The sequence below is a fragment of the Streptomyces griseochromogenes genome (genome assembly GCF_001542625.1).
Taxonomy (GTDB): domain Bacteria; phylum Actinomycetota; class Actinomycetes; order Streptomycetales; family Streptomycetaceae; genus Streptomyces; species Streptomyces griseochromogenes.
Window position 1 is genome coordinate 4,908,314 of record NZ_CP016279.1, and the last position, 13,103, is coordinate 4,921,416.

General features: G+C 68.6%; 11 protein-coding genes. 10 read left to right on the forward strand and 1 reads right to left on the reverse strand.

Annotated elements, in window-relative coordinates; translation table 11 throughout:
* Positions 1–487: 487 nt before the first annotated feature.
* Positions 488–952, reverse strand: a complete 465-nt coding sequence (locus tag AVL59_RS20825; protein WP_067306623.1) for a peptidase inhibitor family I36 protein — start codon at positions 950–952, stop codon at positions 488–490.
* A 548-nt stretch (positions 953–1,500) separates the two neighbouring features.
* Between AVL59_RS20825 and AVL59_RS20830 the strand changes: the two genes are divergently transcribed.
* The 10 genes from AVL59_RS20830 to AVL59_RS20875 all read left to right on the forward strand — a co-directional run bounded on the left by AVL59_RS20830 (position 1,501) and on the right by AVL59_RS20875 (position 13,024).
* Positions 1,501–1,839, forward strand: a complete 339-nt coding sequence (locus AVL59_RS20830; protein ID WP_067306626.1) for a hypothetical protein — start codon at positions 1,501–1,503, stop codon at positions 1,837–1,839.
* A gap of 321 nt (positions 1,840–2,160) precedes the next feature.
* Positions 2,161–2,775, forward strand: coding sequence for a class I SAM-dependent methyltransferase (locus AVL59_RS20835; RefSeq protein ID WP_067306629.1), 615 nt, complete (start codon positions 2,161–2,163; stop codon positions 2,773–2,775).
* A gap of 833 nt (positions 2,776–3,608) precedes the next feature.
* Entirely contained in the window at positions 3,609–4,799 is a 1,191-nt protein-coding gene (locus tag AVL59_RS20840) for a M6 family metalloprotease domain-containing protein (protein WP_237281580.1), read from the forward strand.
* Between the two features lie 235 nt (positions 4,800–5,034).
* Positions 5,035–6,717 carry an ABC transporter substrate-binding protein gene (locus tag AVL59_RS20845; protein WP_237281581.1) on the forward strand — a complete coding sequence of 561 codons (1,683 nt, stop codon included), beginning with the start codon at positions 5,035–5,037 and terminating at the stop codon, positions 6,715–6,717.
* A complete protein-coding gene (locus AVL59_RS20850; RefSeq protein WP_067306639.1) occupies positions 6,714–7,658 on the forward strand; it encodes an ABC transporter permease in 945 nt (314 codons plus the stop codon). The genes AVL59_RS20845 and AVL59_RS20850 overlap by 4 nt, the downstream gene beginning before the upstream one ends.
* Positions 7,655–8,647, forward strand: coding sequence for an ABC transporter permease (locus AVL59_RS20855; protein WP_067306642.1), 993 nt, complete (start codon positions 7,655–7,657; stop codon positions 8,645–8,647). Before AVL59_RS20850 ends, AVL59_RS20855 begins: the two co-directional genes overlap by 4 nt.
* On the forward strand, positions 8,644–9,465 hold the full coding sequence (locus tag AVL59_RS20860) for an ABC transporter ATP-binding protein (RefSeq protein ID WP_067306645.1): 822 nt from the start codon (positions 8,644–8,646) through the stop codon (positions 9,463–9,465). Before AVL59_RS20855 ends, AVL59_RS20860 begins: the two co-directional genes overlap by 4 nt.
* Before the next feature lie 5 nt (positions 9,466–9,470).
* Positions 9,471–10,499, forward strand: coding sequence for an ABC transporter ATP-binding protein (locus tag AVL59_RS20865; RefSeq protein WP_079146840.1), 1,029 nt, complete (start codon positions 9,471–9,473; stop codon positions 10,497–10,499).
* Positions 10,496–11,776: an alpha/beta fold hydrolase gene (locus AVL59_RS20870; RefSeq protein ID WP_067306651.1), complete on the forward strand. Its 1,281-nt coding sequence runs from the start codon at positions 10,496–10,498 to the stop codon at positions 11,774–11,776. Before AVL59_RS20865 ends, AVL59_RS20870 begins: the two co-directional genes overlap by 4 nt.
* A gap of 45 nt (positions 11,777–11,821) precedes the next feature.
* Positions 11,822–13,024 carry a M6 family metalloprotease domain-containing protein gene (locus AVL59_RS20875; RefSeq protein ID WP_067306654.1) on the forward strand — a complete coding sequence of 401 codons (1,203 nt, stop codon included), beginning with the start codon at positions 11,822–11,824 and terminating at the stop codon, positions 13,022–13,024.
* Positions 13,025–13,103: the final 79 nt, after the last annotated feature.

Here is a 13,103-nt window from a genome sequence, read left to right on the forward strand (position 1 = left end):
AACATGACCGTGTAGGAATTAGCGGCTAGGCCGTTCGCCGTTGGGCGTACGCCGGCAGGGTACGCAAATCCGAATTGACGCATGCATGAGCTGACGATAACGCTCCGAACCCAATCCGCTTCAACCGCCTGCAGAGGGGTCAACAGGTATTTCTCGATGGGCAGGTGCAGCCCAGTCACACTGGTCGCCACCGGCGTGGCAGTGACTGTAGGTGGTACTGCCGGGGCGTCATGTGATGGTGACGCACATGCGCCGGTTGCCAGGGCGAGTGCCACAGTGAAGGTGGTCAGAGCCCAGTGAGTTCTGCTCGCGGCAGTCATTTGAGCCTCGCAGGAGTGTCGCGTTCCGCCAGCTATAGGATTCTCATTACTCGTTTCCGAACCTCCCGGCAGAGTCGCCCGCCGGGGCAACTCATCGTTGACCTGACCGTTCGGTTCGGAAACGGGTACTGGACTGGCGGGCAGGCCCCGCCTGGTGTGTTCGGACCTCAGCCGATGCCTTCGCCGGGGCAGTTGGTGGAGTCGTCGACGGCGATGGAGGCCTCGTTGTTACGCAGGGCGGATGTGAGGTTTCCACCCCTGTTTCCGTTGTTCAACCAGTTGGAATTCCCCGTGTAGCCGGGGGATACCCAGATGCCCACGTGACAACCGCTGCCGTTGTCGGCCGATGCGGCATTATTGCGCACCAATTCAGTAGTGCCGGGGAAGTAGTCGCTGATGGTGGGCACTTTGGTGACTGCGTAGTGCTTGACGGCGCCGCCATGGTTCGGGGAGTAGTAGAGGCAGAAGTAGTTCGGGCTCCCCAGGTCGCAGCCGGACTGGCTCGCCCAGCCGCCGGTCCCGTCGATGACCGCGCTTGAGGCATTGGCCTGCGCGGCGAGTCCGCCGAGGCTCAGGGCTGTGGCTGCGACAACAACTCCCGCACGCGAAGCGAGCCTTTTTGTGAACGTCACATCGTCCTCCGAGTCGAGCTGCCGAATTCAGAAGGCCCCGCATTGTCGATGACCTCCGCCGGTGATTCTTGCCGAGGGGCACGGGTGTTTCATTGACGGAAAATGCAAAGTCGTTGACGGACAGTGCACCGCGGCGGCGGGTTCGGCGCCCCTCACGCTCGTGGTGAAGGCGGTGATGCCCCTCAGTGCACTGCACCGAGCTGCGCGACGGGCGCAAGGTGGCGGTGAAGCTTGTCACCGACCGGATGCTCGTCATGGACTTGCCCGCCCCTGGGCCCGTAAACGAACGGATGGTAGGCGATGGGTGGTGGCCGAGAATCCGCGAACGCTGAGCTACGAACCGGCTTCCTCGGTAGCGACGGCGGAGCGTCCGCCGACGCGGCCGCAGGCGCGGGCGGCGGCAAACCGCCGGGCGAACACGACTGGCCCTCGGCACCGTCGAGGGCCGGCGTTGCAGGTGCACCCTCGGAGTTCTCAGGTTCACGCCCGAGCACTGGTGCTCTTCACTGACCACAAGAAGACAGCCGCTCGACATCACGGGGGTACGCATGCACAGCAGGAAGCACATCGTTGCAGCCGGCCTGGCCACCGCAGTCTCTGTCGTGGCCCTCACCGTCGCCGGTGTGGCGGTTCCGGCGCAGGCCGCTGCCCAGGGGACCGTCGACTGCGACGGCTGGGTGCACAACAATGATCCGGACGTCGGCATCGCGGGCTGCCAGAACAACACCGACCACACCGTCACGTTCCGCGCCGAAATCGTCTGCGGCACGGCCCCTGACGTCTCTGGCGACTGGGTGACGCTGAATCCAGGGCAGTACAGCGAGTCCACGGGCTCCTGCGCGTTCTACAGCACGGGTGTCGGCAGCGTGGGCTGGACCATCCAGTGACGCATGGGTGTTCAGGCGCCGTCAGCCAGCGCCACACATTGCGAGTGGCATGAACGATCCCACCGTCTCGCGGCCGCTGCGGCGGCCGCGGGCGGCGGGGGCCGTGGAGGGGAAGAAGCGGCATCTGCCGTCAAGCCCATCCATTGAAGAGGAGTGTCAGTCGCAGTCCTGAGGGCTGTCGAGGCAAGAGATGAGCGTCGAACATCGGCATGGTGTTCGCCGGGGACGGCATCGCGGCCACGGTCGGCATCGGCGGTTTCGGCAGTGCCGTGGCCGCCGGCGCACGCCTGGAGGCCGTGACCATGCCCCTACGATGGCCGGATGCGCCAAGCCGACCTGAGGCCGTACTGGAACACCAACGTTGCCCGACACCCCGGCATTTTGCGCGCCGTGCCCGAGGACAGCGACGAGGCATTGGACGTCGGCTGCGGGGACGGGCTGCTGGCACGGAAACTTGCCGGGCGGGTGAAGCGCGTCGTCGGGATCGACAAGTCGCCGGAGATGATCGCCTGCGCGCGCGGGCTCGCTGCCGATTCCCCGGATCTCACCTTCGTTGAGGGCGACTTCCTCACCGCTGACTTGCCCGCCGAAGGCTACGACTTCATCTGTTCAGTGACCACGATCCATCACATGGACTTCGAGGCGGCCCTCATCCGCATGCGTGAGCTGCTGCGGCCTGGCGGCACGCTGGTGGTCGTCGGTCTGGCTCGTGAGGCGAGCCTGTCGGAGTGGGCAGCGATGATCGCGGCTGCCCCAATCGTTCGGATCACGAAGTTGCTGCGTCGCGCGCGGGGACCGGAGGGCATGCCAGTCGCTGTCCCGCATATGAGCTACGGGCAGGTCCGGACCGCGGCACTGCGGCTTCTGCCTGGTATGCGATACCGCCGACATGTGCTCCGTCGGTACTCACTGATCTGGGCAAAGCCCGTCCGCTGATCTGGCGGCACAACGGCGAGTTCACCCTGGAAGGCCGCCATCCGTCTCACTCGTTGGCAGGTCGGCCGCGGTGTGAGGCAGGTACCCGACGTCGTCGCCGTCGAGACCTGACCCCGATCACCTGGCCCCGCAGGAACGGCTACTGTGCACGGACGATCCCACCGACTGGATCGAGTACGGCAAACGGTCGCTCCGGCATGTCCTCGGCCGCCTCACCCGGGTGAATCACGGGCACACTCGATCCGCATCTGGCCCGCTACCCACGGCGCTGGGCCCAACTCGCCACCGGGGGCCATGAGGGATCCTTGCCGGACCAGCACGAGTGCGCCCCCTTCCGGCTGGACGCCCTTCGACCGTCATGTCGGCGGCACCGGATCAGACCGCGTTCGCCCTGTAGACCGCGTATCCGTTCGTCTTCGGCGTGCTTGTTCCGCCAGGTGATGCAGCGGCCGCACTGCCGAGTGCTCGACGCATAGCTCATAACGCCGAGTTATGGATTTCTGATGTCTCCCCAATGACACATGTATGGCCGAATACTCGTTCTTGCGTGAACCAAGTGCTGGACGTGCACGGCCTGCCACGCCATGGGGCCGCGGCCGTTCCAGCCTTGACCGTCTCCGCGACCGGGTGAGCGCTTCCCCACGTAAGCTGCCGCGCCGCCCTCCACACCCAACACAGCCGCGAACGACCGGCGCGCCGGGCCGACCGCACTGGCCTCTGATGCCTTCCGATGGCCGCCCGCCGGATGCTGCCGCGGTTCGAGGCTGTCCCGGGCCACCCCGAACGCCTGCCCCGGAGGCACCATGCGTTTTCCAGCCACAACGAGACGGCCGTTGCACGCGGCGTCGCTCCTGATCGTCCTGTCCGCCCTGCACGCCTCGGTCATCCTCCCCTCCCACCCCGCGCACGCGTACAACGGGAGCACTTCGGCGTGCGCGCTCCGGGGGACAACGGGATACTCCGACGAGGGCCGACAGACCGACTACACACGGTTCCAGAACCCTGCCGGCACCAAGCACGTGGCCGTGATCTACGTGGACTTCCCCGACGCCGCCGGCACGGCCCTGCCCCTGACCCCGTACTACAACCAGCTGTCGGGAGCCGCCGACTGGATGTGGAACGCGTCCAACGGTAAGACGTGGCTCGACCTGAGGGCCCCGTACGGCAATTGGGTGCGCATGCCGAAGAACTCCACCGACTATGACTGGGAGCGTGGGTTCACCTGGGCCACGCACCAGACCTATGTGGAGGACGCGCTCACCGGCGCCGCCGGCGCGGGCGTCGACCTCTCCCAGTACGACATGTTCTATATCGTGCCGACCGGCACCGCGGCCGCGATCGGTCACTCCCCGACCTTCGTCCAGGACCCGGCCCAGCCGACCCAGGTGTGGAACGGCGCGACCCGGAGCTGGGTGACGATCCACTGGGCGGTGACGTTCGGTCAGGACATGTGGCGCTGGGGCCACAAGGTCGCCGACCATGAGACCAGCCACACCTTCGGCCTGCCCGACCTCTACTCCTTCAGCGGCGATCAGAACCAATACGTCGGTGGTTGGGACCTCATGGGCCTGATCTCGGGTCCGGCGCCTCAGTATTTCGGCTGGGAGGCGTGGAAGTTCGGCTGGATCAGCGACTCCCAGGTCTCGTGCCTCTCTACGCCGGACACGTACTCCACGATCCTGAATGGTGTGGAATACGGAGGTAGCGGCTTCAAGCTGGCCGTGATCAAGACCAGCGGCACGACTGCCTATGTCGCCGAGTCCCGCAAGGCCGCGGGCAACGACTCCGGCGGCTGTGCCACCGGCGTCGTCATCTACAAGGTCGACACCTCGACCGTCAGCGGCAGCGGGCCGATCCGGTTGGTCACCAACCCCGACGCAGCCGCCCCCACCGGGAACTGCACCTCACTGGACATGCAGACCTGGAAGCCCGGCCAGTGGTTCGAGGACAGTGCTGCCCGCATCCGGATCTACGTGAACAGCTCCGACGCGTATACCGACACCGTCTGGACCTACAAGTGGTGACTGCGTAGCGCCGGCGCCTCCGGTCGGAAGGCGGTGTGGTCTGCGGGCCATGCGCCGGCCGCACCGCCCCTGCGTTCCTTCAACCGGCCTGAGCGGACGGCTTCATGCTGCCGGGATCAGCCTCCATAACCCGATGTTCTGGGGATCCAAGAGCTGGCCCTGAGGATCCACCGCCTTCACCCTTGACCCGACCCCAGTGAAATGTCACATCGTATAGCTAGCCAGAGGAGTCAGCGTGAGAGCACGACGTTCCAGGATGGTCATGGTCGCCGCCCTCGGGCTCGTCACCGCCGCCGGCTGCGGGGGAGCCGGCGACGGCGATGCGCAGGGCGGACCCGCGAGCAAAGGGGGCACCCTTCACGTGCTCTCCAGCCTCGACCTGGAACACCTCGACCCGGCCCGCAACTACGTCACCTCCTCCGAGGACGTCGGCCGCCTCATCTACCGGACGCTGACGACGTACGCGGCGGCACCCGGGGCTGCCGGAGGAAGGATCGTGCCGGATCTGGCGACGGACACCGGCCGCCCGAGCGATGGCGCCCGGACCTGGACCTTCACGCTCAAGGCGGGGGTGAAGTTCGAGGATGGGCGGCCCGTCACCAGCCGGGACGTCAGGTATGGGGTCGAGCGGTCGTTCGCCGCGGAACTTCCCGAAGGGCCGCCGTACGCGCGGATATGGCTTGCGGGGGGCCGGAGTTACAAGGGTCCCTACAAGGACGAGCACGGGCTGGCTTCGATCGAGACCCCGGACGACAGGACCATCGTCTTCAAGCTCAACCGCCCGGTGGCCGACTTCGGTTCCGCGGTGTCGCTGCCGATCTCCGCCCCGGTTCCGCAGGACAAGGACACCGGTGTCCGCTACGACAGCAGGCCCTTCTCTTCCGGTCCGTACAAGATCGGTACCTTCGAGCCCAAGAAGCGGCTCACCCTGGTCCGCAACACTCACTGGAATCCGGCCACCGACACGGTGCGCAAGGGCCTTCCGGACAAGATCGTGATCGATCTCGACCTCGACCCGGCCGTCGTCGACCAGCGGCTCATCGCCGCGCAGGGAGCGGACGCGGACGCGGTCGCCTTCGAGCCGGTCGGGCCGGCTTCGGTCGGGCCGGTGATGGCCAACCCCGCGGTGCGCAAGCGGCTGGTCAACGGCGAGTCGATCAACACGCGGTACCTGAGCATCAACACCCGGCACAAGCCGCTCGACGACGTGCGGGTGCGGCAGGCGATCGCCTATGCGCTGGACAAGGAAGCCCTGCGCACCGCTCGGGGCGGCCCGATCGCCGGCCGACTGGCCACCGCCCTGCTGCCGCCGTCGCTGCCCGGTTCCGTTTCCGACGATCCCTTCCCGAGCCCGGGAGGCAAGGGCGCTCCGGCCAAGGCCCAGGCGCTGCTGGCCCAGGCGGGCCACGCCTCGGGACTTGCCCTCACGCTCGACACCCCGGCCACCGCGGGCGGCCAGGCGCAGGGCGAGGCGGTGCAGGCGTCCCTGGCCAAGGCCGGGATCAAGGTGAAGATCAACGCGATCAGCTCGTCGGCGTTCTACAGCACAGTGGGGAACACCGCGCAGGAGCACGACTTGGTGATCGACGGCTGGACACCCGACTGGCCGGGCGCCTCCACCTATCTGCCGCTCGTGTTCGACGGCCGGTTGATCACCCCCGAGGGCAACAACAACCATGCCCAGTACAACTCCGCCAAGGTCAACGCCCGCATCGACGCGATCGCCAGGATGAAGGCCCCGACGGCCGCCGCGACCGCCTACGGCCAACTGGCCGGGCAGATCATGCGGGACGCGCCGGTCGTGCCGTTCCTGTGGGACAAGGCGGCCGTCCTCGTAGGGGCTCATGTCACCGGCGCCTACGGGCACATCGCCTACGTCGGACGACTGGATCTGGTCTCTCTGGGGCTGCGCAAGTGACCGCCACCCTTCCCACCTCCCTGCCGTCCGAAGCGCCGGGCCGCGGCGGACCCCAAGAGACGTCTGTGCTGCGCCGACTGCTCGCCCAGCGCTCCGCCACGGTGGCGCTGGCGATGGTTGTGCTCCTGGTGCTCATCGCCCTCGCGGCCCCGCTGATCACCTGGGCCGCCGGCACGTCCCCGACCGAATTCCACTCCGAAGCGGTGGACTCGGCGCTCGGCGGGCTCCCGCGCGGCACCGCGGGCGGGATCAGCACCGCACACTGGCTGGGCGTCGAGCCCGGCAACGGCCGGGACATCCTCGCCCGCGTCGTCTACGGCGCCCGGATCTCGCTGCTGATCGCCCTGCTCGCCACCGCCCTGTCAGTGGCGCTCGGCACCGCGCTCGGGCTGGCCGCCGGGTTCTTCGGCGGCTGGACCGACATGGTCGTCGGCAGGCTGATGGACCTGCTCATGTCCTTTCCCGCCCTCATCTTCATGATCGCGCTGATCTCCGCGGCACCGGGTGTGAACCGGCAGCTGCTGCTGGTGATCGTGCTCGGCTTCTTCGGCTGGCCGTACGTCGGGCGGATCGTGCGCGGGCAGGCGATGGTGCTGGCCCGGGGCGAGTTCGTGGCCGCGGCCCGGGTACTGGGTGCCTCCCGGCGCGCACTGCTGGTGCGGGAGGTGCTGCCCAACCTGAGCGGGCCCATCCTCGTGGTGGCGACCATGTCGATCCCCGGCTATGTCGCGACCGAGGCGGGCCTGTCCTTCCTCGGCATCGGAGTTCGCCCGCCGACCCCCTCCTGGGGCCAGATGATCGCCACCGCGGTGCCGTGGTACGCCGCCGACCCCGTCTACTTCCTCGTCCCCGGCGCCTTCCTGTTCGTCACCGTGCTCGCCTTCAACGTGCTCGGTGACGCGGTACGGGACGCGCTCGACCCCCGGAGCCGTCACCGATGATCCTCTATGTCCTGCGCAGACTGGCCGCGACGACGGCGATCCTGCTGGTGATCTGCGCAGCCACCTTCGCGATCTTCTATCTGATGCCCGCCGACCCCGCGCAGGGTGCCTGCGGCAAGGCATGCAGCCCGGAGCGGATCGCCCAGATCCGCACCACGCTCGGCCTGAACCACTCGGTGTTCGTGCAGTTTCGCGACTATCTCGTCGGCATCGTGGCCGGCCGCAGCTACGGCACGGGAGCGCGGGCCGTGCACTGCCCCGCCCCGTGCCTGGGATTCAGCTTTCAGACCGATCAGCCGGTGTGGCGGATGCTCACGGACCGGCTGCCGGTCAGCGTCTCCATTGCCATGGGCGCGGCAGCGCTGTGGCTGATCGTCGGCGTCACGGCCGGGGCGATCTCCGCTCTGCGCCGCGGCAGCCTGTGGGACCGGGCGGCGATGACGGCGGCGCTGGGGGGCGTCTCGCTCCCGGTGTACTTCACCGCCCTCGTGCTGCAGTACCTGCTCGTCGTCAAGCTCGGACTGCTGCCCTATCCGCAGGCGATCGCGCTCACTGCGGACCCGGTCGGCTGGGCTCAGTCCATGGTCATGCCGTGGATCACGCTGGCGATGCTCTACGCCGGGATCTACGCGCGGATGACCCGGGGCGAGATGCTCGACAGTCTCGGCCAGAACTATGTCCGCACCGCCCGCGCCAAGGGGCTGCCCGAGTCGGCTGTGCTGCGCCGCCATGCGCTGCGGCCGGCGCTGATGCCCATCGTGACGATCTTCGGCATGGACCTCGGCGCGCTGCTCGGCGGCGCCCTCATCACCGAGTCGGTCTTCGGCCTGCCCGGCGTGGGCAAGCTCGCGGCCGACGCGATCAACAGCGCCGACCAGCCGGTGATCCTCGGCGTGACGCTCTTCGCCGCGGCGTTCGTCGTGCTCGCCAACGTCGCGGTGGACCTGGTCTACGCACTCCTGGACCCGAGAGTGAGGGCCGTGGGATGACCCTGCTGACCGTACGCGACCTGACCGTGGACTTCTCGGGCGGCATACGCGCCGTCGACAGCATGGACCTGGACCTGGCCGCCGGGACGGTGCTCGGCGTGGTGGGTGAGTCGGGCAGCGGCAAGTCCGTGACGAGCCTGGCCATCATGGGCCTGTTGCCGGATGCTCGGATCACGGGTGAAGTCCGGTTCGACGGGCATCAGTTGATCGGCCTGGACGGGCGGGCGCTGCGCCGGCTGCGCGGAGACCGGATCGCGATGATCTTCCAGGATCCGCTGTCCTCCCTGAACCCCTACTACTCGGTGGGCTTCCAGATCGCCGAAGCCTATCGCGCGCACCGCCGGGCGGGGCGTCACGAGGGGCACCGGATCGCGGTGAGCATGCTGGACCGGGTCGGCATTCCCGAACCCGAACGGCGCGCCCGCGCGTACCCGCACGAGTTCTCCGGCGGTATGCGCCAGCGCGTGATGATCGCGATGGCCCTGTGTCTGGAGCCCGACCTGCTCATCGCCGACGAACCGACCACCGCGCTCGACGTCACCGTGCAGGCCCAGATCCTGGACCTGCTGCGAGAGCTACGGGAGCGGTCCGGCACCGCCATCATGCTCATCACCCACGACATGGGCGTGGTCGCGGGACTGGCCGACGACGTCGTCGTGATGTACGGCGGCCGCGCGGTCGAGCGGGGCACGGTCCGCGAGGTGTTCTATCGCCCGCGCGACACCTACACCAAGGGCCTGCTCGCCTGCGTACCACGCGTCGACGGGCCATTGCCCGACCGTCTGCCCACCTTGTCGGCACCGGAGGAGACGGTGTGAGTCCCATGAATTCGGCGAGTCCCGTGAATCCACCGCTGCTCGAAGCACGCGACCTGGTCAAGCAGTTCCCCGTACGGCACGGCCTGACCCGGCGGCTCGCCGGACGCGTCAGGGCAGTTGACGGTGTGTCGCTACGGGTGGACGCGGGGGAGACGCTGGGCCTGGTCGGCGAGTCCGGCTGCGGCAAGTCCACGGTGGCCCGGCTGCTGACCCGGCTCATCGAGCCCACCTCGGGCACGATCTGCGTGGCAGGAAGGGAACTGTCCTCACTGAGTGAGCAGTTGATGCGGCCGGTACGCCGCGACCTGCAAATGATCTTCCAGGATCCCTTCTCCTCGCTCAACCCCCGCCAGACCGTCCGCCAGATCCTGACGGCCCCCTACCGCTACCAGGGGCTGACCCCCGACGAACCGGTGGAGCAGCTGCTGGAGCGAGTGGGCCTGCGGCCGGAGCACGCCGCCCGCTACCCCTACGAGTTCTCCGGCGGCCAGGCTCAGCGCATCGGGATCGCCCGGGCGCTGGCGCTGCGGCCGAGACTGGTGGTGTGCGACGAGCCCGTCACGGCGCTCGACGTGCGGGTCCAGGCGCAGATCCTCAACCTGCTCAAGGATCTGCAGCAGGAGTACGGGCTCGCCTACGTGTTCATCGCGCACGACCTCGGCGCGGTCCGCCAGATCAGCACGCGCGTCGCCGTGATGTACCTGGGCACGGTCGTGGAAACGGCCGACCGCGACACCCTCTACGGCCGGGCCGCCCACCCCTATACCCACGCCCTGCTCTCCGCCGTACCGCTGCCCGACCCGGACACCGAACGGACCCGCGAGCGGATCGTCCTCCACGGCGACCTGCCCAGTCCGCTCGCCCCGCCCAGCGGCTGCCCGTTCCGCACCCGCTGTCCCAAGGCGGCCGACCGCTGTGCCGCCGAACGGCCCGCGCTGCACGCGATCGCCGCGGGCCACGAGGTCGCCTGCCACTACCCGGAGCCGCTGACCCGGCCGTGTGCCGCGCCGGTCGCCGAGGAAAGGACCTCATGAGCCGCAGCTACCGCCTGCCCGGACTCGCCGTCACCGACCACACCTTCACCGCGCCGCTCGACCACACCGACCCCGCGGGTACCTCGATCCAGGTCTTCGCCCGGGAGGTGTCCGACCCGGCCCGCGCCGGCGAACGACTGCCCTGGCTGCTGTACCTGCAGGGCGGACCCGGAGGCAAGTCGCCGAGGCCACCGAACGCGACCACCGGGTGGCTCGCCCATGCCATCAAGACCCATCGGGTGCTGCTGCTGGACCAACGTGGCACCGGCCGCAGCACCCCGGTCACGGCCCGGTCGGTCGGCCAGTTCCCCGATGCCGGGGAACTGGCCGACCGCCTCGCCCTCTTGCGCGCGGACTCGATCGTCGCCGACGCTGAGCTGATCCGGCGTCAGCTGTGCGGTGACGAGCCCTGGGAGACGGTCGGCCAGAGCTATGGCGGCTTCATCACCCTCACCTACCTGTCCCAGGCCCCCGAAGGACTGCGTGCCTGCTACATCACCGGCGGCCTGCCCGGCCTGGACGCCACCGCCGATGACGTCTACGCGGCCACATATCCCCGGGTCAGAGAGAAGGTGAGCGCCTTCTACGCCCGTTACCCCGGTGACCGCGAACTGGTCCGGCGGATCGCCGGCCTGCTTGATCGCCAGTCGGTACGGCTGCCCGACGGTGACCGGCTCACCGTCCGGCGGCTGCGTACGCTCGGCTTGATGCTGGGCATGGGCGACGGAGCCGAGCGGCTGCACTGGCTGCTGGATGAAGCCCTCGGCGCCGACGGTCATCTCTCGGCGACCTTCCTGTATCAGCTGATGAACGTGACCGGGTTCGTCGACAACCCGCTCTTCGCCGTGCTGCAGGAATCGATCTTCGCGCAGGGCGGCAGGCCCACCGGCTGGGCCGCCGCCCGCGCGATCGCCGGACGCCCGGAGTTCGCCGAGGACGCCGACCCGCTGCAGTTCACCGGCGAGATGTTCTATCCCTGGATGTTCGAGGAGATCGCAGGACTGCGGCCGTTCCGCGAAGCTGTGCAGCTGCTGGCCGAGCGAGCCGACTGGCCCGCGCTGTACGACCCGTCGCGGCTGGCGGCCAACCAGGTTCCGGTGGCCGCGGCGGTCTACCACGACGACATGTACGTGCCCACGGAGTTGTCCCTGGCGACCGCGCGCTCGGTCGGTGCGCTGCGCGCCTGGGTCACCAACGAGTGGGAGCACGACGGGGTGACTGCGTCCGGCGCGGGTGTGCTGTCCCGCCTGATGGACATGGCCGCCGGACGGGCCTGACGTTCCCGCGCCAACCCGACCCGATCGAAGAAGAGTTGAGGAGACATGTCCGGATCCATCAAGAGTCTCAGAGCCCTTGCCGCGGGTGCCGCCGCGACGGCGTTGCTGTCGCTCACCGCCACGGCCCCGAGCGCGCACGCCGCACCGGAAGCGGCGCACGAACCCGCTCCGCCCACCGACTGCGCCCTGCCCGGCAGGACCGGCTGGACGGACGAGGGTCACGCCACCGACTACACCCAGTTCCAGCGACCCCTTGGCACCAAGCACGTGCTCATGCTGTTCGTCGACTTCCCCGACGCCCAAGCCTCCGGTTCCACGTCCGGCTACTACCGGCAACTGGCCCCGGCCGCCGACTGGATGAAGCGCGACTCCTACGGACGGACCCGGCTGGACATCACCCCGCTCAACCGGTGGATACGGATGCCGCAGGATTCGACCGGCTACGGCTTCCAGCGCGGGATCACCTTCGAGCAGCATGAGTTGTACGTCCGGCAGGCGGTGGCAGCGTCGGACCCGTACGCCGACTTCTCCCGGTACGACATGATCTACATCGTCCCGGCGAAGTCCGCGTCCGCGATCAGCTTCTCGCCGACGTACCTGTACGACCCCACCACCGCAGGCATCACCGCCGACGGCAAGCGCGTCAAATGGGCGGTGACCTTCGGCCAGGACATGTGGCACTGGGGCTACAAGGTCGCCGACCATGAGACCAGCCACACCTTCGGCCTGCCCGATCTCTACGCGTTCACCGGCACCGACTACCACCACTTCGTCCGCGGCTGGGACCTCATGGGCAACATCGCCGGGCCCGCCCCGCAGCACGTCGGCTGGGAGCGGTGGAAGTTCGGCTGGATCGACGACCGCCAGGTCGCCTGCCTGCCCTCGACAGGAAGCCGCACGGTCCGCCTCAAGGCGGTCGAAAGCCCTGGCGGAACGAAGATCGCGGTGGTCCGCACCGGCGAGACCACCGCCTACGTCGCCGAGTCCCGCAAGGCCGTCGGCGCGGACAGCCACGCCTGTTCCACCGGCGTACTCATCTACAAGGTGGACTCCTCCGTCCAGACCGGCGACGGCCCGATCCAGATCGTGAACGGCAACCCCGGCGCCATCCCGCCCTCGGGCTGCCAGGACCTGGACATGGCGGCTTTCCGTACCGGGCAGTCCTTCAGCGACCCCGCCACAGGAGTCCGGATCGACGTCGACAGCAGCGGTCCTCTCCACGACGAGGTCACGATCACCAAGCACTGACCGCCCCCCGGCGGTCACGACGCCCTGCGGGCAAGCACATCCCAGACGCCTTCCTCGGTGACACCGAAGGCGGTGTCAG

Coding starts and splice junctions, on each gene's coding strand:
- AVL59_RS20830 (WP_067306626.1), top strand. CDS start 1,501: ATGCACAGCAGGAAGCACATCGTTGCAGCCGGCCTGGCCACCGCAGTC.
- AVL59_RS20835 (WP_067306629.1), top strand. CDS start 2,161: ATGCGCCAAGCCGACCTGAGGCCGTACTGGAACACCAACGTTGCCCGA.
- AVL59_RS20855 (WP_067306642.1), top strand. CDS start 7,655: ATGATCCTCTATGTCCTGCGCAGACTGGCCGCGACGACGGCGATCCTG.
- AVL59_RS20860 (WP_067306645.1), top strand. CDS start 8,644: ATGACCCTGCTGACCGTACGCGACCTGACCGTGGACTTCTCGGGCGGC.
- AVL59_RS20865 (WP_079146840.1), top strand. CDS start 9,471: ATGAATTCGGCGAGTCCCGTGAATCCACCGCTGCTCGAAGCACGCGAC.
- AVL59_RS20870 (WP_067306651.1), top strand. CDS start 10,496: ATGAGCCGCAGCTACCGCCTGCCCGGACTCGCCGTCACCGACCACACC.
- AVL59_RS20875 (WP_067306654.1), top strand. CDS start 11,822: ATGTCCGGATCCATCAAGAGTCTCAGAGCCCTTGCCGCGGGTGCCGCC.